At 27.6% G+C, this 20,594-nt stretch carries 20 protein-coding genes; 4 read left to right on the forward strand and 16 right to left on the reverse strand.

What is annotated here, in order from left to right:
* Positions 1-47: 47 nt before the first annotated feature.
* The 6 genes from M4I33_RS11820 to M4I33_RS11845 all read right to left on the reverse strand — a co-directional run bounded on the left by M4I33_RS11820 (position 48) and on the right by M4I33_RS11845 (position 4,098).
* Positions 48-1,745 (reverse strand): diguanylate cyclase, encoded by a 1,698-nt coding sequence (locus M4I33_RS11820; protein WP_257916980.1) that lies wholly within the window; start codon positions 1,743-1,745, stop codon positions 48-50.
* 49 nt (positions 1,746-1,794) lie between these two features.
* Positions 1,795-1,926 carry a cyclic lactone autoinducer peptide gene (locus tag M4I33_RS11825; protein WP_257916981.1) on the reverse strand — a complete coding sequence of 44 codons (132 nt, stop codon included), beginning with the start codon at positions 1,924-1,926 and terminating at the stop codon, positions 1,795-1,797.
* Complete coding sequence (locus tag M4I33_RS11830) at positions 1,913-2,572, reverse strand: accessory gene regulator ArgB-like protein (RefSeq protein ID WP_257916982.1); 660 nt, start codon at positions 2,570-2,572, stop codon at positions 1,913-1,915. The genes M4I33_RS11825 and M4I33_RS11830 overlap by 14 nt, the downstream gene beginning before the upstream one ends.
* Positions 2,559-3,026, reverse strand: a complete 468-nt coding sequence (locus M4I33_RS11835) for a hypothetical protein (protein ID WP_257916983.1) — start codon at positions 3,024-3,026, stop codon at positions 2,559-2,561. The genes M4I33_RS11830 and M4I33_RS11835 overlap by 14 nt, the downstream gene beginning before the upstream one ends.
* Positions 3,020-3,583, reverse strand: coding sequence for a DUF5317 domain-containing protein (locus tag M4I33_RS11840; protein WP_257916984.1), 564 nt, complete (start codon positions 3,581-3,583; stop codon positions 3,020-3,022). The genes M4I33_RS11835 and M4I33_RS11840 overlap by 7 nt, the downstream gene beginning before the upstream one ends.
* 161 nt (positions 3,584-3,744) lie before the next feature.
* On the reverse strand, positions 3,745-4,098 hold the full coding sequence (locus M4I33_RS11845) for a UDP-N-acetylglucosamine pyrophosphorylase (RefSeq protein WP_257916985.1): 354 nt from the start codon (positions 4,096-4,098) through the stop codon (positions 3,745-3,747).
* Between the two features lie 400 nt (positions 4,099-4,498).
* On the opposite strand from M4I33_RS11845, the gene pflB reads away from it, so the two are divergent.
* Both pflB and M4I33_RS11855 read left to right on the forward strand, forming a co-directional pair.
* Positions 4,499-6,730, forward strand: coding sequence for a formate C-acetyltransferase (gene pflB, locus M4I33_RS11850; RefSeq protein WP_257916986.1), 2,232 nt, complete (start codon positions 4,499-4,501; stop codon positions 6,728-6,730).
* A 128-nt stretch (positions 6,731-6,858) separates the two neighbouring features.
* Complete coding sequence (locus tag M4I33_RS11855; RefSeq protein WP_257916987.1) at positions 6,859-7,593, forward strand: hypothetical protein; 735 nt, start codon at positions 6,859-6,861, stop codon at positions 7,591-7,593.
* Between the two features lie 26 nt (positions 7,594-7,619).
* Here the strand turns inward: M4I33_RS11855 and M4I33_RS11860 are convergent, their stop codons facing one another.
* Positions 7,620-8,339 carry an SDR family oxidoreductase gene (locus tag M4I33_RS11860; RefSeq protein ID WP_257916988.1) on the reverse strand — a complete coding sequence of 240 codons (720 nt, stop codon included), beginning with the start codon at positions 8,337-8,339 and terminating at the stop codon, positions 7,620-7,622.
* Between the two features lie 125 nt (positions 8,340-8,464).
* Here M4I33_RS11860 and M4I33_RS11865 point away from each other — a divergent pair, with 125 nt between their 5' ends.
* Positions 8,465-8,806 (forward strand): helix-turn-helix domain-containing protein, encoded by a 342-nt coding sequence (locus tag M4I33_RS11865; protein WP_257916989.1) that lies wholly within the window; start codon positions 8,465-8,467, stop codon positions 8,804-8,806.
* A 51-nt stretch (positions 8,807-8,857) separates the two neighbouring features.
* Here the strand turns inward: M4I33_RS11865 and M4I33_RS11870 are convergent, their stop codons facing one another.
* The 4 genes from M4I33_RS11870 to M4I33_RS11885 all read right to left on the reverse strand — a co-directional run bounded on the left by M4I33_RS11870 (position 8,858) and on the right by M4I33_RS11885 (position 13,693).
* Positions 8,858-9,691, reverse strand: coding sequence for a deoxyribonuclease IV (locus M4I33_RS11870; protein WP_257916990.1), 834 nt, complete (start codon positions 9,689-9,691; stop codon positions 8,858-8,860).
* A gap of 84 nt (positions 9,692-9,775) precedes the next feature.
* Positions 9,776-10,939, reverse strand: coding sequence for an SAM-dependent methyltransferase (locus M4I33_RS11875; protein WP_257916991.1), 1,164 nt, complete (start codon positions 10,937-10,939; stop codon positions 9,776-9,778).
* Positions 10,940-11,011: 72 nt separating this feature from the next.
* Entirely contained in the window at positions 11,012-12,388 is a 1,377-nt protein-coding gene (locus M4I33_RS11880) for a L,D-transpeptidase family protein (protein WP_257916992.1), read from the reverse strand.
* A gap of 135 nt (positions 12,389-12,523) precedes the next feature.
* Positions 12,524-13,693: an AI-2E family transporter gene (locus M4I33_RS11885; RefSeq protein WP_257916993.1), complete on the reverse strand. Its 1,170-nt coding sequence runs from the start codon at positions 13,691-13,693 to the stop codon at positions 12,524-12,526.
* Between the two features lie 191 nt (positions 13,694-13,884).
* On the opposite strand from M4I33_RS11885, the gene M4I33_RS11890 reads away from it, so the two are divergent.
* Positions 13,885-15,600, forward strand: coding sequence for an FUSC family protein (locus tag M4I33_RS11890; RefSeq protein WP_257916994.1), 1,716 nt, complete (start codon positions 13,885-13,887; stop codon positions 15,598-15,600).
* A 32-nt stretch (positions 15,601-15,632) separates the two neighbouring features.
* Here the strand turns inward: M4I33_RS11890 and M4I33_RS11895 are convergent, their stop codons facing one another.
* The 5 genes from M4I33_RS11895 to dltD form a co-directional block, all read right to left on the reverse strand.
* Complete coding sequence (locus tag M4I33_RS11895; protein WP_257916995.1) at positions 15,633-16,121, reverse strand: thioredoxin family protein; 489 nt, start codon at positions 16,119-16,121, stop codon at positions 15,633-15,635.
* A 119-nt stretch (positions 16,122-16,240) separates the two neighbouring features.
* On the reverse strand, positions 16,241-16,468 hold the full coding sequence (gene dltC, locus M4I33_RS11900) for a D-alanine--poly(phosphoribitol) ligase subunit DltC (RefSeq protein WP_194190123.1): 228 nt from the start codon (positions 16,466-16,468) through the stop codon (positions 16,241-16,243).
* 29 nt (positions 16,469-16,497) lie between these two features.
* Positions 16,498-17,679, reverse strand: coding sequence for a D-alanyl-lipoteichoic acid biosynthesis protein DltB (gene dltB / locus M4I33_RS11905; RefSeq protein ID WP_257916996.1), 1,182 nt, complete (start codon positions 17,677-17,679; stop codon positions 16,498-16,500).
* Positions 17,679-19,190, reverse strand: a complete 1,512-nt coding sequence (gene dltA / locus M4I33_RS11910) for a D-alanine--poly(phosphoribitol) ligase subunit DltA (RefSeq protein ID WP_257916997.1) — start codon at positions 19,188-19,190, stop codon at positions 17,679-17,681. The genes dltB and dltA overlap by 1 nt, the downstream gene beginning before the upstream one ends.
* Before the next feature lie 108 nt (positions 19,191-19,298).
* A complete protein-coding gene (gene dltD, locus M4I33_RS11915; protein WP_257916998.1) occupies positions 19,299-20,510 on the reverse strand; it encodes a D-alanyl-lipoteichoic acid biosynthesis protein DltD in 1,212 nt (403 codons plus the stop codon).
* Positions 20,511-20,594: the final 84 nt, after the last annotated feature.

The raw sequence follows: 20,594 nt of genomic DNA on the forward strand, positions 1-20,594 counted from the left end.
TAATCTATATATTTATATTATCATAATTGCGAACAATAATAAACATATTAAACTGTTTGTTCGACAATATTTTTTTTTTTAGTTAATACTCTTCCAAAAGCATCTACAATATCCGGGTCGAATTGTTTTCCTTTTTGCTCTATTAATTCTACTAAAGCTTCTTTATAATCTTTTCTTTTATTATAAGGTCTATTAGAAGTCATAGCATCAAAACTATCAACTACAGTTAAAACCCTAGCTAAATAAGGTATTTCTTTTCCTTTAAGACCATTTGGATATCCGCCTCCATCATATCTTTCATGATGGTGAAGGATTATAGGTTCTACCTTTTTTAAGGATTTGATTGGCCTAACTATATCTGCACCATTTTGAGGGTGAGTTTTTAGTATTTCCCACTCTAAAGTATTTAGGGGCATTTTTTTAATTAATATTTCTTTTTGTATGTTTATCTTTCCTATATCATGCATATATGCACCATAAGTTAAATCTTTCTTTTCTCTTTCATTTAAATTTAATTCTTCCCCAAGCAATCTACTAAAATAAACTACCCGTTCTGAATGACTATATGTATATTTATCTTTTGCATTAATTACACTTATTAAAGTCTTAATAGATGTAACTAATTCAACATCTCTTTCATCTATATCTCTTTTTATTTCATCTAAAATTGAAACATAACTTTCTACTCTATTTTTACAGAAAAACTTTGCTCTATATAATGCATCGTCAGCACTCTTTATTAAATCCATATCATTTTGTGCTTTTTCAGGGTAAGATGAGACTCCAATAGATACAGTTAAATTGCCATTTGGTTGATCTTCTTGTCCGAAAAAGACCTCTCTTTCTATACTTTCCCTAATTCTTTCTGCTATAACTTCTCCTTCTTTTAATGAAGTGTTTGGAAGTATAACTGAAAATTCTTCTCCCCCATATCTAGCTACAGTATGATTATCATCTGCATGAAACTTTAATAACTTCCCTATCTTTTTTAAAGCCTCATCCCCAGCTTGGTGTCCATTTAAATCATTGTAATGTTTGAAATAATCTATATCTAAAAATAAAACTGCAATATCTTCACCTGTCTCTTTAGCTTCTGTAATCCTTCTATTTAATTCTTCATAAAAGTATCTGTGGTTATAAACATCTGTTAATCCATCTTTGTTTACTAAATCTTCTAAGCTTAAAATATAACTTTTTTCTATTTTTACATAATAACCTAAAGTCCAAGCTGTAAGTATAAATATCCCAGCTAAAATAAGGTCATTCTCAAAATTGCTATTTATAAATTCATTTGGCATATAGACTATATCAATAGTTAGTATTATTACCGCTGAAACAACAGAGGTTTTAATTCCAGCACGCAAACCACTTCTAATAGTTGTTGTTATTATTAAAAATAAAAATATAAATTTACACTCACTTTTATTTGCACCAGAAATAATAACAGCGCTCGTGAAAAGAATAAGAAATATAATCGTTTCTATCTTATGTGCTAAAAACATATTGTTATACTTTATTTTGCTATTTATACAACATCTCCATAGTAAATAGCTAACTAAAATAAGACTTATCATAATCGTTGCACTTATAATCCCAAGTCCTGTAGCAACGCTCCAATAAACACCTGTATCTATCTCACCTATTTTTTGTAAAAATACCATCCCTACAAATAAAATAGAAGTTAAGTTAACTATAGCTAAAATATCATTAATTTTTTTTGATTTGTTATCCTCTATTTCTCTCATCGGTTTCTCCATTTTTAAAAAGTCGGTAATTAAATTACCGACTTAAAGTTTATTCATCTCTTAATGATTTTGGCTCCTCTGGTTGATAAAATGACCAAAGACAAGCTGATGTAGCTACTAAAGAAGCTGCAGCTGTTGCAACTGTTGCAAGTATCATTAATATTTTGTTATTTTTTTTCATTTTTAATTTCCCCCTTAAAAATATATTTATTTAAAAAGAAGTCTACAAATCCCATAATCTTCTCTCCGATTTTTGTAAGAGAAAATGCTTGCCATAACATACCTAAACTCATAGCATTTGCGTACCAAATGAAGTTTATTTTGCTTTTTTGATAGCCAAAATATAAAAGTAATGAGCTTAAGCTTATTATGATTACAGTAATTAATATAGATTTCTTTTTTAATCTTTTTTTCTTTTTATCACCAATTGGTTTATTCTTAGATTGCATTGGTGATTTAAAAATAACTACTATTAAGGTAAGTATATATACTGCTATATCTACTAAATATATTATTTCACTAGTATTAATCGATATTTTCCCTAAAAGAACAGAAACTGCTGTTCCCACAACTAAACATATTTCTGGAGTTGTTGCATGAACGCCTCCAGAACTTTTTCTAAGTACAGCAATAGTAAAACTAACAATTATTGCTTCTAATAATACATTAAAAATAAATCCAAAAATTATAACTGCTATAATTGATAAGAAGATTTGAACCATAGCAAAAACCCCATATTTTATAACTTCTAATTTTTCACCATCTAAATCAGTATTGTCCTTAATCTTAAGTACTATATGATTTATAGATTTATCAATTATATTCATAATGCTTTTTCCTTTTATTTATCTTAAATAATATAAATAATAGTATGCCAAATATTATTAGTGATGGCATTCCCATAATTATTCTATTTATAGGGTTTATGAGCATCTTTTTTGATATATTCCCAATTAATAGCTTTAAAGCAAGTAAATTTATTCCCTCTGAAATAAGTAAAAGAATTGTTGTTACTATAACAGATTTAATAGATAACCCCATCTCTATTCCATTAACAGAATTTAATAAAACTACTAACAATATTAAATTTAATAATGTATGTACTCCATAACTTATTGGAAACGCCCTAATTATAGCAACTGAAAGTGAAAGTATAAAAACAGATTTAACATACTTACTCCCTTCAATTTCTTTTGTAGAAATAACGTAAGGCACTAAAACAAAAAGTAAGCTCTCTGGTATAGTTCTTAAAATTATTTCAAGAAAAGATAACTTTAACATGTCCTTTCATCTCCTACTACTGAATTATTATTTAGTTTTTTTATAGATGAATAGATTATGATTACGACAAAGATTCTAATTAAAATATCACCTATGCTTAAAACAGAATATCCTAAGTCAAAAATATCACTTAAATACCAAAGTTTACTGCTTCCCCCTAAAAGTATATGTATATCGTTAACCTTTTCAAAAGCCTGCTCTTTATAATATCCAGTAATTTTTGAAAGGGTTGGATAAACTGGCATAAACCCTCCGTTCGCTTTAATAACTATATTATTAAAGATACCTCCTAGAAAAATAAATCCTGACCCTATTAAAGCCTCTTTATAAATAGAAAGCTTATATATTAAAGGTAAATACGATAATAGATACACACACTTAAAAATTCCAGCATACTGTATCACCCAGTAGTTTTCTCTATAGATATTAAATTGTACATATAACACTAAAAGCTCCATAAAAAGTATTAAGTAAAACTGTTTTATCTTAAAAAGCCTTTTTATTTTAAGACCTTTAACTTTTGCAATTATTAGTGCGATTAATATTGATTCTGCCACAAACTTCACCGTCTTTTACATTTTTTCTATTTATACTAATATTATGTAAACCATGTATATTATAATTTAATTAGGATTATTTTTCTAGTTTTTATGAATTATTTTAAATTTTTTTAATAAAATTAAAAAGACATTTCATAATTGAAATGTCTTTAAAGTAGCTATAATAAAGTCTCTATTATACTTTTAACAGTTTCTTTATCATCTTTTATTTTTATTATAATATCTTCATCGATTCTTAACTTTGTTTCTTCTTTATTAACTTTTATAGTGTTTAAAGTTAATTTTTGAGGTGCAAGTTCTTTAAATCTAGTTGAATCCACACTTAAATTAAACTTCTTATTTTTTGCACCTGTTATTTTAAAAGTTAATCCTTCTTTTTCTTCATCTTTTATCATAAATTCTAAAATGTTACTTCCTTTACTTTTACATCCTGTTCCTTCTTTAGGAAGTTTTAAAACTTTCAAATCTCCTACAACTGTTAACCATCCACCGCTTAATTCTATTTTAGTCATAAACTCTAAATCATACTTTTTTTCTAGTTCATTAAGTACTTGTCCTAATTTGTATATATCTACTTAAAATTTCATAATATAACTCCTCTTTTTTTAAAATTTAAGTTTAATTATATTCTAAAGTTTAAAAGGATTTTTTTCAAGTAATATTTATTATTACTTAATACTTTTTGACCTGTTATTTTAATTGATATTGATTATCTTTAGTGGTATTTTTTTAACTTTGGCTCAACCAAGCCATTATCATAATTTTTTTGAATTATCTGAATATTACTTTTTTTGTTATTTTATTGATTTTATGTTTCTAAAATGTTAATCTTATTTTGACAACGATTTTTGTTAAAAATGATTATCAACAGAAATTTTTGTTAATCTTAATGTAATGAGAGGTAGATTGATTATGCAAAACGCATGGGAAAACTTTAAAAGTGGCTTATGGAATAAAGAAATAAATGTTAGAGACTTCATTCAAACTAACTACAAACCTTATGAAGGAGATGACAAATTCTTAGCATCTGCTACTCCAAACACTACTAAGCTTTGGGACGAAGTTAGTGAATTATTAAAAAAAGAAAACGCAAATGGTGGCGTTTTAGATGTTGATACTGATACAATTTCAGGAATCAATGCATACAAGCCTGGTTATATAGATCAAGCTATCGAAAAAATAGTTGGTGTTCAAACTGACGCTCCACTTAAAAGAGCTGTTATGCCTGAAGGTGGAATAAGAATGGCGGAAACTTCTGCTAAATCTTATGGATATGAAATAAATCCTAAAATATCAGAAATATACAGTAAATACAGAAAAACTCACAACCAAGGTGTTTTTGATGTTTATACAGATGATATAAGAGCAGCAAGAAGAGCTGGTATAGTTACTGGTCTTCCAGATGCTTACGGAAGAGGAAGAATCATAGGTGACTATAGAAGAGTTGCTCTTTATGGTGTAGATAGATTAATAGAAGATAAAATAAATCAAAAGAAAAGTTTAGAGGTTAAAAACTTAGATGAAGATACTTTAAGATTAAGAGAAGAGATCTCAGATCAAATAAATGCTCTTAAAGAATTAATCCAACTTGGACAAACTTATGGTTTTGATTTATCAAGACCAGCTGAAAACGCTAAAGAAGCAGTTCAATGGTTATACTTTGGATATTTAGCAGCTATAAAACAACAAAACGGTGCTGCAATGTCACTTGGAAGAACTTCTACTTTCTTAGATATCTTTATAGAAAGAGATTTAGAAAATGGAACTTTAACAGAAGAGGAAGCACAAGAATTAATGGACCACTTCGTAATGAAGTTAAGATTAGTTAAATTCTTAAGAACTCCAGAATACAACGATCTTTTCTCAGGAGATCCAACTTGGGTAACTGAATCAATCGGTGGTAACGGAATAGATGGAAGAACTTTAGTTACTAAAAACTCTTTCAGAATGCTTAACACATTATACACTTTAGGACCATCACCAGAACCAAACCTAACTGTATTATGGTCACCAAATTTACCACAAAACTTTAAAGATTTCTGTTCTAAAGTATCAATAGATACAAGTTCAGTTCAATATGAAAATGATGATTTAATGAAAGAATACTGGGGAGATGATTATGCTATAGCTTGTTGTGTATCTGCAATGAGAGTTGGTAAGCAAATGCAATTCTTCGGTGCTAGAGTTAACTTAGCTAAAACTCTTCTTTACACTATAAACGGTGGAAAAGATGAAAAATCAGGAGCTCAAGTAGGTCCTATGATAGCTCCAATCACTAGCGAATATTTAAGCTATGACGAAGTTATGACTAAATTTGATGCTATGACAGATTGGTTAGCTAACGTATATGTAAATGCACTTAACTGCATCCACTACATGCACGATAAATATGCTTACGAATCATTACAAATGGCTCTACACGATAGAGATGTATTTAGAACAATGGCTTGTGGTATAGCTGGTCTTTCAGTTTGTGCTGACTCACTTTCAGCTATAAAATATGCTAAAGTTAAACCAATCAGAAACGAAGAAGGAATCGCAATAGACTTCGAAGTTGAAGGTGACTTCCCTAAATTCGGTAATGATGATGATAGAGTTGATGAAATAGCTAAATTCTTAGTTGAAAACATGATGACTAAAATTAAGCAAAACAAAACTTACAGAAACGCATACCACACTCAATCAGTGTTAACTATAACTTCAAACGTTGTTTATGGTAAGAAAACTGGTACTACTCCATGTGGTAGAAAAGCTGGAGAACCATTTGCACCAGGTGCTAACCCAATGCACGGAAGAGATAATAGTGGTTCACTTGCATCATTAAACTCTGTTGCAAAATTACCATACGAGCACTCACAAGATGGTATTTCAAATACTTTCTCAATAATACCAGGTGCACTTGGAAAAGACGAAAGTCAAAGAGTTTCAAACCTAAGCACATTAATGGATGGTTACTTCTCACAAGGAGCTCATCACTTAAATGTTAACGTGTTTGATAGAGAAACTTTATTAGATGCTATGGAGCAACCAGAAAAATATCCTCAATTAACTATCAGAGTTTCAGGATATGCTGTTAACTTCATAAAATTAACTAGAGAACAACAATTAGACGTTATAAATAGAACATTCCACGAAAAAATGTAATTTATAACTTTTAGAGGCAGCTTTTAGTTGCCTCTTTTTATTTTTATCTTCCATTTACACAAATTTGTTACCACTATAATCCAAAATAAGTATATAATAATTTTATAACAATATAGGAGGAAGAATTTATGAAAAGAACTTTAATTTTAGGATTAATTTTATGCAGTTCTCTTTTATTTGTTTCTTGCGGTACTGATCAAAACAAAACAGCTGATAGCAATTCAAACACTGAATCTACAGAAACTGTAACCCCTGATAATAATTCAGGCGCTACTACTGATCAAACACAAAATGATACTAAAAAAGATGACAAGACTACAGATAACAAAGATGAATCTAAAAAAGATAATTCTAAAGATACTAATACTACAAAAAAAGATACTGAAACTAAAGCTCCAAGCAAAACTGAAAATTCATCAAGTAAGGATAAAAATAACACTCCTTCAAAAGATAATTCAAATTCTGCAAGCAAGGATAATGAATCTGACACAAATAGTAACGTATCAAAATATTTTGGAACTTGGAAGATTTCAAAAGTTATAGGTAAAACAGCTATAAGTACAAATAATGAGGCCCCAGTTGGAAAAACATTAGTTTTAGGAAAAGACTCTTATAAGAATAATGCAACTGGAATTACTATAGATAAACCTAGCTATTTAGAATCTAGTTTAAAAAGTACAGCCTTTGCAAAAGGTTTTAATATGAAAGATTTAAATGGTACTGGTTTAAAGGGTGATATCATTAATGTTATCGATATTACAAGCAGTACAAACCCTAATAGTGCTTTTGATGAAATACTTATACAAGATGGATATATTGTATATCTACAAGACGGAGTATTTTTTAAATGCACTAAGATCTAAAAAAAGACACCAAATTTTGGTGTCTTTTAATCTTCTTGCTTTGTTTTTGCAATAACTATTTCTCTTACGCAAACGTCTTGAGGCATATTGTATGCAAATTCTACACACTCTACGATTCTTTTTGTATCTAATCCACCCTCAATAGTTTCTTTCCAAGTGTTATAATCTCCCTTTATTCCTTCATCACTAGTGTGTGATAATAAAGGTGTTTCAACTACTCCTGGTGCTATAGTTATCATTCTAACGCTACTGTTTGATACTTCTTTTCTTATGCTCTCAGTAATCGCGTGAACTGCGTATTTTGTTCCACAATAAACTGCATGATTATCAAAAGTCTTTCTTCCTGCAATTGAACTTATATTGATTATTGTTCCTTCATTACGCTCTACCATATCCTTTAAAACCACGTTAGTTCCTGTAAGTATTCCTTTGATATTAACATCTATCATGTTGTTCCATTCAGCGAAATCTTGATTTTTAGAATCTCCTAAAAGCATAACTCCAGCACAGTTTATAAGTAAGTCAACCTTACCAAACTTTTCTTCGCCTTCTTTTATAGCTTCTTTTACCCCTTCTAAATCAGAAACGTCTACTGACTTACATAATGAGTTATCTAAATTCATATCTTCCATAAGATTAGCTCTTCTAGCTAATAATAAAACAGGATATCCGTTTTTAGAAAAGCTCTTTGCAATACTTTTCCCAATCCCTGAACTTGCACCTGTAATTACAACTAATTTTTTCATATCTAACTCTCCTTTTGTTTATCAATCTATTGATTAGTATACACAAGTTATTTTATAATTATAAGTACGCACTTTTTTGTTACATAGTAACCTTAAGGTAACGCTAATTACTTTGGAGGCTTTTTATGAAAGATTTAACATGTGAAATTGAAGTAACTTTACAAGCTATAGGCGGTAAATGGAAACCGATAATTTTATACTTATTAATTGAAGATGGAGTTAAAAGGTTTAGTGAAATAAAATCTTTTATTATGCATACTTCTCAAAAAACTTTAACAAATCAACTTAGAGAATTAGAATCCGATGGTTTAATAAATAGAACTGTCTATCCAACCGTTCCACCTAAAGTTGAATATTCAATAACTGAAAAAGGTAAAACTTTATATCCCATTCTTGAAGCTATGTGTGACTGGGGATATAAAAATTCTGATGACTCTATACGTTTTAAAAAGAAAATGTGTGAATAAAAAAAGATAGGAATTTAATCCTATCTTTTTTTATTCATATCAAATATGATATTAATCTTTATATACACTTTTTAATAATTCAATTTCTTTTTTATAGCCATCTAACTCGTTTGGCGTTTCAAGGAAAAATGGTATTCCTTTAAGTTTTGGGTGATTTATAATTTTAGTTATAGCATCTAACCCTAAATATCCTTCTCCGATTTTCTCGTGTCTATCTTTGTGGCTTTTAAATGGGTTTTTAGTATCGTTTAAATGAATAGCTTTAAGTCTATCTAAGCCTATTATTTTATCAAACTCTTCTAATACTTTATCTAAGTCGTTAGCTAAATCGTATCCTGCATCAAATACGTGGCAAGTATCTAAACAAACTCCCATTTTATCTTTAAGTTCCACTCTATTTATTATTTCTGCAATCTCTTCAAAGTTTCTTCCAACTTCAGTACCCTTACCTGCCATAGTTTCTAATAAAACTGTAGTTGTTTGTTCTTCAAACATAACTTCATTTAACATTTTTACAATTAAGTCTATTCCAACTTCTACCCCTTGTTTAACGTGACTTCCTGGGTGGAAATTATAAAGATTTCCCTTAAGGTATTCCATTCTTAAAAGGTCATCTCTCATCATATCAATAGCAAATTTTCTAGTATCTTCGTTTGCTGAACATGCATTTAAAGTGTATGGTGCGTGTGCTAATATTTTAGAAAAATTATTTTCTTCCATTATTTTAATTAGCCCTTCTACGTCTTTTTCATCTATATCTTTAGCTTTACCACCTCTAGGATTCCTAGTAAAAAACTGAAAAGTGTTAGCACCTATGCTAAGTGCTTCTTTTCCCATATTAGTAAATCCTTTAGAAGTAGATAAGTGACATCCTATATTTAACATTTGTTTCCTCCACAATCAAATTTATTAATTTAATTATACAGTATATTGTACCTTTTATCAACTAATAATATTTATTATTTAATATTATAAAAACTTATCTTCTTTTAATAATTTATAAAGTGTTGATTCTAAGTTAAATTCTTTACTTAAATTATCAACTTCTTTTATTAGTTTCTCTTTCTTTTCTTTGCTTACCTTTCCTTTCGTTGCTCTAATTAAAATATTCTTTGGAGAGTGTGCTATGTCTATAAACTCAAGGATTTGAGTTTTATACCCTACAGCTTCTAAAAGATTTCCTCTTACTGAGTCTGTCATAAGTGCTGCCATTCTCTCTTTAATTATTCCATATCTTCCGATTATATTTAAATCTTCACTCTTTAACCTTGAATTGAATTCATGCTGACAGCAAGGAACTGAAAATATCATTTTAGTGTTCCATTTTATTGCGTTATAAAGAGCATAATCTGTAGCTGTATCGCAAGCGTGAAGAGTTATAACCATATCAACTTTATCAGTATACTTATACCCGTTAATATCCCCTAATTCAAATTTTAAATTCTCATAACCGTACTCTTTTGAAATTTTATTGCATTTTTCAATTACATCTTTTTTTAGATCTAAACCTATCATATTAACTTTAATTTTTTTAATATTTACAAAATAATGATATAAAACAAAAGTTAAGTAAGACTTACCACAACCAAAATCTAATATAGTTAATTCTTTAAAATCAGACTTCTTAACTTCATCATCTATTATTTCTAAAAATCTATTAATTTGTTTATATTTATCATATTTAGATTTAACAACTTTACCTTCTTTAGTAAATACACCTAAATCTATAAGAGGCTTTATAAATTCCCCCTCTTTTAAAATATAATTTTTTTCTTTATTATGACTTTTAGCCTTTAACTCTATATTTCCATTTGGTTTTTTACCTAAAAATACTTTTCCTTTTTTTGATATTTTTAAATCGTATGTATTATTTTTTGCAATTACTGTTGCTTGCTTATAATGCCCTGATACTTCCTCTAAAAATGACTCTCTTATCTTATCTAGAGTAATATTTTCATGAAATACTTGCTTTTCTGTAAATCTTTCTATTTGATAAACTTCCTTTTTATTTATTTCCTTTTTTTCAATCACTACTTTTTTATATTCTATTTCTTTATTTAATTTATTACTTAATACTATTTTGAATACTTCATCAGAAGTTATTTCGTCTATAGCTTTTATTAATTCTTCCATCTTCATCACCTATACTTTAATATTTTGCAAAGAAAAACCATGTTAAAAAATTCTAACATGGTTTTGTTTTAATTAATTATAACATACAACAGGAGTTCCAGCTGAAATATTATTAAATATTGTTTCAGCTACCGGTGGTGGTAAGTTTACACAACCGTGTGATCCACTAGTTTTATAAATATCTCCACCAAATTTGTTTCTCCAATTTGCATCATGAAGTCCTATTCCACCATTAAAAGGCATCCAGAACTTAACTGGAGTTGAATAATTTTCACCTTTTAAAGTAGCATTTCTTTCTCTGTAATTAAGTCTGAATAATCCAGGAGGCGTTGAGAATTTCTTAGATTCATTACCTGTAACTATATCACTTTCTACAACTAATGCTCCATCTTTATAATACCAAAGATGTTGCTTTGCTAAATCAATCTCAACATAAGTATTTCCAATTTCATTTGAACCTTGAACTATTCCTTTAAAAGCATATACAGGTTCTCTAGTTACTTCTTTTCCTTCTTTAATATCAGAAATAAGCTTTTCTGTTTCACCTGAATTACTTATTTGCCAACCAAAGTTACCACCTGGTACTGTTACCATTCTTCCATCAGTTGCTTTAAACATAATTCCTTGTCCAATTGTATTATGAGCTCTTCCAAGTCCAGATACAAAAGCACTGACCTTATTGTAGTCAATTTGAGGATTTAAGTTTTCATCAACATAAAGCCATTTGTTTATTTCAGAACCATCCACCACTTGAGTGTTATCTCCAAAAGTATAAGTTACTTTTGTTTTTACATATTTATCTAAAGTATCTTTTGTTTTATTTACTTTAGATGACTCAGTAGTATATTTAGGATCTATATATGCTTTAGATTCTTCTAAATTTAAAGATGGCTTGTCATTAGCTATAGCATCTTTTATAGCATTTACTGTAGCCTCTTTATTTAACTTGTTACCCATAACTTCTTTTTCCACATCATACTTTCCATCTTTATAGACGAATTGTGGATTTTTAGGACTTGTAATCTTGTCCTTTTTGAAGCAATCTAAATTATTTATAACCTTTGTAAGCTTTTCCTTATCATAAGTTACATAGTCATTTAGATTAGTTTCTTTTTTACTTAAAATACCACCAGGCCACTTAAAAGCCTCTTGGTTTTCTTTAAGATTTGCTATCTGATTTGTATCATTGAATTTTAAGTCTATATCTTTTCCAGATATGTTGGCTTTAAATCCATCTCTACCTTCTATTTCTAGATTGTATGAATTTATTTCTTCTTTTACTTTATCTTTAGCAGCTTGTATAGTTTTTCCACCTATATTTATACCATTTACTTTTGTTCCAAAGTAAAATCTGTTCATAAAGAACACGCTTAAGATTAAGTAGATTCCCAAAATGACACTAACAGATATGATTCCAATTTTTAATATTTTTTTCTTTTTTTCATCCATTTGCGAATCCCCCAATTTAAAATCAATAACTAAAACATCGCACTTCTATATATATGCATAGAAGTGCAATTAGTACACAGCAATATGCTTTAATAATTATACTTTTTATAATTTCTAAATGCAAATATCTGTATTTTACAAATAACTTTTAGTATCCGGATCTAATCCCTTTTTTTTCAGTTTTTCTTCTACTATTTCTTTAATTACTGAATAAATAACTGCAAAAAGTGGAACTCCGATAATCATTCCAACTAATCCTAGTAATTTTCCTGTAACTAAAATTGAAAATAATATCCAAAAAGCAGATATTCCTATTGAATCTCCAAGTATTTTAGGACCTATAATATTCCCATCTAATTGTTGAATTATAAATATTATAACAACTAGTAGTAATGCTTTTTGAGGAGAAACAAATAATACAATAATAACAGCAGGAACAGCACCTATAAAAGGTCCAAAGAACGGAATTATGTTTGTTATTCCGATAATAACTGATATTAATACTGCATACGGCATTTTTACAATTGTTAAAATTACAAATGTAATTACCCAAATAATAAATGAATCTAATATTTTACCGCTTAAAAACTTTCCAAACGTATTATTACTTCTATCTGTAAGTTCAAGAATTCTTTTTGCTATACTTTCGCTAAAAATAGCATAAGTCACCTTTTTACCAAGTGCAAAAAACTTTTCTTTTTCTATAAGAAGATATATTGAAACTATTAAACCTAAAACTACGTTCCAAACACTAGATAAAAGTCCTGTTATAAGGTTTCCTATCATAGGAATAAGGTTAGCTGAAGCTTTAATTAAAAACTCAACTAAATCATTTATCTTTTCTGAAATCATAGTCATGTAATAAGGATCTAAATTTAATCCATTTATAGTTTCATTTATGAATTTCGTAGCACTCTCTACATAAGCTGGAACATCATTTACTAATCCAAAAATACTATCTACAAGTTGTGGTAATACGAATTGAATAAATAAAAAGACGCAAGCTAAAGCTGTTAAATATGTAAAAACTAAGCCAAGTCCCCTTTTACAATTAAACTTTTCTAAAAAGCTTTTAAAGGGTTTATAAGAAAATACTTTTATTTCATAAAATCTTAAAATAAAATCTAGCAAATATGCAATTGTAAATCCTATTATAAACGGCATCATTATAGATATGAATCCATTTAGTTTAATTTTAACTGAATCTATTCCTGTAATAAAATTGTAAAATAAGATTATAGCTGATACCACTAAAAAGGTATAAACTGAAATTGTGTTATATTTCTTATTCCAATCAATCTTCATAAATTCCCCCTTATCATATCTTAAATAACGTACATCTGAAATTATACCATAGATTTTATTCTAACAGTAACAAATATCAACTTTGTTTTATTTATTTAATAATAATGAAATAATTTCTTTTAAAAATCTTTATAGTTATATTTTATGTATAAATTTTAGGCGGTATTTTAAAACTAATATTGGTGATAAATATGGTTAATGACTTTTTAAACAAAATTAATTTAAACGTAAATTCAATGATTAAATACGGAAGTATAGCTTCTTTATCTATGCTTTTTATAGTGCTACTTTTTGGGGGAAATAACGCAATGCTTGCTTTCCCTATAACTTTAACAGCTATTGCGCTTTCTTTTGAAAATTTAAATGTTAAGCCTTTAAAAAAGTACTTATCTTTAATACTATTAGATATCTTAATTATTTCACTATCCTTTTTAGCCTCTTTAAATATTTATTTAGGAGTTATTATAAACTTCATATCTATATTTTTAATTGCATACTTTTTTACAGCAAGATTTAACCCTAAGATTTATAAACCCTTTATAATGCTCTATGTTTTTACTTCCTTTTACCCTAAGGATTTTAGCAATTTAAAATTCAGATATTTTTCTGTTATATTTTGTGTAACATTTATTTTTATCTATTTAAAAGTATCTGAATCTAAAACTAAAATTTCTTTTTTAAAAGAAGTATTACTTAGCTCTCTTAAGGTATTATCATCTCAAACAAACTATTTACTTATAAGTGCTTTTGATGATTCTTTATATAAAAATCACATAAATATTACGTCTTCAAATATTTATAAAGTCTACAAAACTAAATCAAAAAAGCACACAGTAACTGTACTTGGAAACATACGGTATGAAATTTCCCTTTCTCTTGAAAGGATAAATATGTTTTTAAAAGATAATCATTTTTTAGTTTGCTCTTCAAAACCAGAACTTCTTTATGACCTTAAAAATACTTTTATAGAAATAATAAGAGCTTTAAATAACAAAAATGATTTAAATTCCATTATTAAATCCTTAGAATTATTTATAGCTAAATATGAAAGTAATAACTATAAAGATATAATAGAAGCTCTAATAATTATAAAATCAAATATTTTAACTTTGCAAAATTTAGATTACTCTTTATTAAAACTAGAGTACTCAGAATGGAAAACTGGAGATATATTTTCCTTAAAATATTATACAAAAGAAAATCTTAAATTACACAATATACGTTTTAATTTTGCACTAAGAATAAGTTTAACTTTAACTCTTACTCTTTTTTTATCTAACATAGTTTCTTTTTACAAATTCTTATGGACATCTATTACGATAATGTCAGTTATGCAGCCTTATTACGAAGATACTATAGTTAAAGGTAAAGAACGTGTTCTTAGTAATATTTTTGGAATACTAATTATCCTACTTCTCTTAACATTATTTCAAAATAAGATTTTTACAATAGTTATTCTTATAGTTTCATTATTCTTGTCTTACGGATTTAAAGAATATAACAAACTATCATTCTTTACAGCTATTGCTTCTTTATCAATTGCATCTTTAAATACTAACCTTAAACTTATTACTATTAATAGACTTACCTTTGTTATCCTTGGAATAGTAATTGTTTATATTAGTAATAAATTTTTATTCCCCTACGCCCTTTTTAAAGGAATAAAAACTTTAACTTTTAAGATATTAAATTACGACTTAACTATTTTAAATGAGCTATCTAAATCAGATGTCGATTCTTCAAAAGTTAGAAACTATATTTTATATAACTTGCTTTCCTTAGAAAAACTTAAACTAAGGTCTAATTCATACAAAATGGATAACTTAAACACCTTTATACTATTAAATAAAGAACTAATGCATAAAATAGGTTTTAAATCTATTTATCTTAAATATAAGAGTAATTAGATTTAATCTATAAAACTAAAAAGAAGCTTAAATTAATAAGCTTCTTTTTTAATTAAATCTAAAAATTCGTTTTCTATTATTTTGCTGTAAATTCCACTTCTAAATTCTTTAACTAATTTCTCTTTATTAGAATCATTTATCTTTTTATTAACTGACTCTGGGAACTCTATGTAATTTCCTAAAACATTTCCTTTTTTATCAACCCTAAGAATAGTAGGAATCTTTGCCTTTCCTATCAAATTTGTAATTTTTTCTTTATTTTCTTCTAAACTAAAAAATTCTAATTTTATTTTAGGATTTATTTTACTCATTTCAAGTAGAATTGGTAATGCTGTTGCTGCATCCTTGCACCTTGTCTCTGAATATACTCTTAAAACTATATCCTCACTAACTCTTCTAGCCTCACTAATCCCCTCACCACTAATAACAGATAGCTCTTCTTGCTCTTTTATCATATCTAAATGCTCTTTTGTAGCTTTCTTTAGATACTCATCATAACTTAAACCCTTTAATTCTTCCACTTAAGTTTACCTCCACAAATTTTATGTCATTATTATTATTCGACAATCATTTTATTTTATCCTTCAAGAAATAAAAAAGTGGCATAAAAAAAAGAGAGGCTTTAAAACCTCTCTCTTAATTATCTGCTCTCTAAGAATGAAACTAGATTGTTTACAGTTGCCATATCTGTTCTTTCAAGATCAGTTGGTTGTAATTTAATTCCTAATTTCTCTTCTATTTGTAATAATACCTCGATTATTGCTAATGAATCTAAAAGACCTGCTTCAAATAGATCTAATTCTAAATCATCTCTTATTTCGTCGCATCCTGTTACTTCTTCAAAAATTTCTATTACTTTTTCTTGCATTTTAAAAATCTCCTTTATTTTATATTAAATTACTTTAGTAGTGCAAAATATCCTGAGAATAAAAGCATACCAAAGCCTGCTATATGCCATGTTATAAATATTTGTACATATCCAAACCAACGGGATTTTTTATGTGATTTATAAAATTTAGATTTCTTTTGGTATATATCTGTTAAAACCAAAACTAAACCTTCATATACCCCGTATAGTATATAATACCATGTAACTCCATGCCAAAATCCCATTGTGATCATTGTTATCATTTGGGCAACGTGTGCTGCTGTAGCTCTCTTTTTGAATCTTTTCTTTCTCATAGAACTAATAACAAATCTTGAGAATATATAATCACCAAACCATCTTGAAAGTGATATGTGCCATCTAGTCCAGAATTCTTTCATATCTTTACTTATAAATGGTTTATCAAAGTTATCTGGTGCTTTTATACCAAATATATAACTTGTACCTATCGCAAATAAACTATATCCTCCAAAATCAAAGAATAAGTATAACGTGTATGAAATCATATATTGGTATGCTCTCATAAATGTGAAATGGTCAGTTGGTATCTTTGAGTACCAAAGAGTATTTATTAATAGTGCTATAACAAATTTATATAAAACACCCTGGAATATTTTAAATAAACCTGGCATTAAATAATCGTTTATGTATTCGCTTCTTGAAATTTCAGTATCTAAGTCCTTTTCAAATCTTCTAGATCTATCAATTGGACCTGAACTTAAAGTTGGGAAGAATAATACAAAGTATAAAAATGTGCTCATTTTTATTTCTTTTATTGCACCATCAAATATTTCTATAACTATTTGTATAACCCTAAAGTTTAAGTAAGATATCCCTATAAAACCTATAACTGTTAATTTAGTTTCTGGAATTATATAATTAAAAAATGGTGATATCTTATTTAAAATTACAGGTAACATTGAACCAAATAGGAATAATCTATATATAATTATGTTATCTGTCTTCTTTCTAACGTATAAGTAACCGTAAACTATAATAAGTTCCCAAATCACAAACATACATAAGAATTTAAATTGTACATTGATTCCTACTATGATTAAAATCATAAAAAGTGTAGCAATCATACCGTAATATTTAATCTTTTTCTCACAAATACCAAGAATTATTGCTGGTATTGAAGTTAATAAAAGTATATAAAGATACAGATAATCTCCATATTGTGAAAAAGTCATTACATTTCCTCCATTAGTTTCTTTCTATCAATTTTACCATTAGTGTTAATAGGGAAATCTTCAACAATCTTTATACTTCTAGGTACCATGTAAGATTGAATTAATTTTTCTAATTCTTTCTTAATTAGCATTCCATTTTTTAAATTGCTTAAATCATTCTTTTCTTTTAATTCTACTACACCTTGTAAGTATGCAATCTTTTCGTCTTTGTATACTGGAAGAACAACTGCATTTCTTACATTTGGAACTCTACATAAGTTGTTTTCAATATCTTCTATTTCTATTCTAAACCCATTTAGCTTTATTTGGAAATCTTTTCTACCACAATAGTATATTTTTCCGTCGATTCTATAACCGATATCTCCAGCTCTATAAGCTCTTTCGTTATCTTCTGTTGTATAGAATACTTCGTTTGTTTTTTCTGGATTGTTAAAATATCCTTTTGAAACTGACTTACCAATCATTATGATTTCGCCTTTTTCTCCATCTTTAACTTCGTTTCCATCTTTATCAACTATTTTGATTTCTATACCGTCCATAGCATATCCTATTGGAATACTTTTTTCATCTTCTAAAATCTCTTCATCTACATCAATTGCAGTAACAGCAACTGTAGCTTCAGTAGGACCGTACCCGTTCATCATTCTCATTTTAGGGAATCTTCCCATAACTTCTTTAGTTAAATTCTTTGATAAAACTTCTCCTAATACGATCATAGAATTTAATTCTGTCATCATATTTTCATTAAAGCTATCCTCATTTAAACATATTCCTACGAATGATGGAGTTGATATCCAAAGGTTAATCTTAGAGTTTTTGAATTGCTCAAATAACTCTTTGAAATTCCCCATAGTTTCTTTTGATAGTGAAAATAATGTTGCACCATTAATTAATCCACCATATAAAGCTATAACAGATACATCAAATGAATAAGAAACTTGATTCATTACAGTCATACCGCTATCATCTATTTTTAAGTAGTCGATTATCCATTTATTAAAGTTATCTAAGTTATTGCTGCTTATTTGAACTCCCTTTGGTTTTCCTGTACTTCCAGAAGTAAATAATATATATGCGTTTTCATCTTCTTTTACATACTTATCACAAGTAACTTCTATACCTTTATAATCATTTATTATTTTTTTAAGATCTTCTTTATTGATTACTTTTATATCTGTATTAAACTCTTCATTATCTTTATCTGAAAGATTTATTATTACTTTAGGGTGAACCTCGTCTGAAACTGTTAATACTCTCTCTACTGGGAAAGTAACATCTAAAGGAATATAAGCTCTTCCTGATTTTAATGCACCTATCATACAAGGAACTATTAAATTATCTTTATTTCCGTAAATAATTATTGGTGTTTTATCATTATTGATTTCTAAAAGGTAAGCTGCGATAGCTTCTGAAAAATCTTCAAGTTCTTTATAAGATAAATCTTCTCCATCACATTTTAGTGCTATTCTATCAGTATTTGCATATTTTTTTATACTCTTAATAATTTCCATAATTAATACCCTCCAAATTAAAACTCATTATAAATAAATGGTATTTGTTTAAATGGTGTAAAAGTAACTATTATAATTGCAGTTATTATTGCAATTGTCATAATTATACTACCTATTATAAACTTGTCCTTCATTATATTGCTTATAAAGTTTTTCACTGACATCTAACCATCCTCTCGTACCTAAATGCATAACATCTCTTAAATAGTAATCTTCAGTTTCTTTATCTCTTAAATCCATTACTTTAAATCCTTTTTCTTTTGCAAGTTTACCCATAACGTCGTAGAATTCAAATCTTTGTTTTTGTGAAATTCCAGCATAATCGTAATACCAAGGGAAACATGGCATTAATACTACTGTTAAATCAGCACCTTGCTCTTTACAAATATCTAGGAAATATTTATAATCGTCCATTTCTTTAGATTCTAATAAATTTACTCCTTTGTATTTGTTTTTAAGTTTTTTAAGGTTTGGTTTTAAAGTTTTGTTGTAGTAATCTTTATCTAATTTTAAAGGTGCATCCTTAACTCTTTTCTTTGCATCTTTAATAGCTTGTTCTTGTTCTTTCTTCCAGTTAAATGGTTTCTTAAGTTCACTATCTTTAGGTGTTTTATTTTTTAACTTTTTAAGTCTTAAATATAATCTCCCTTTTTCTTTAAGTAAAACTTCTTTTTCTCTTAAGTAAAAATAAGGTTTTAATAATACCTTTTTAATTTTAGCTATTGCAGAATTATCATTATAAAGTTCTGCATATATTTTTTCACTTTTAAACTCACTACTTCCTTCAAGAAGAGTATTTACTCTTTTACATAAAAATTCTTTGCTCTCTTTTGAAATATCTTTATTATCTAAGAAAGTATAAAATTGAATTGGTGAAAATCTACCTTGGAAGTCTCTTGGTGCAACACCTTCTGGGTGAACAAACCATTGTAATGATTCTAAAAGGACAACTTTCTTACCTTTTATATCAGGATTTGTACTACCTAATGTTATTGCATCTTGTAATTGTTGTGTAAATGGTCTACCAATTGTAAATACTTTATTTTTATTTTTATTCGTATTGAAATAACGCGTTGGATGTTGTTTTGTTGCTTTTCTTAAGTCTGAAGCTCCAAGCATCATTATTGAATCTTCTGATAAAAATTTATTATTTATAATAACACCTTTTCCTTTAATGTCTGTTGCATACTCACTCATAAGTGGCACTAAATTTTTATCATTCATCATTTTATTATTTTGATAATCTAAAAATTTATTTAAGCCAAAAGCAAAAGCAATCCCTATTACTATCGGTATTATAAAACATAATATTTTTTTCATACCTTCCTCCTCCCTGAGTCTTAACCTATTAAAATTCCCTTTAAATAATATTACTAATCTTTCCTATAATCAATCAGTATTTTT

The organism is Clostridium sp. LY3-2 (assembly GCF_024705715.1).
Taxonomy (GTDB): Bacteria; Bacillota; Clostridia; order Clostridiales; family Clostridiaceae; genus Clostridium.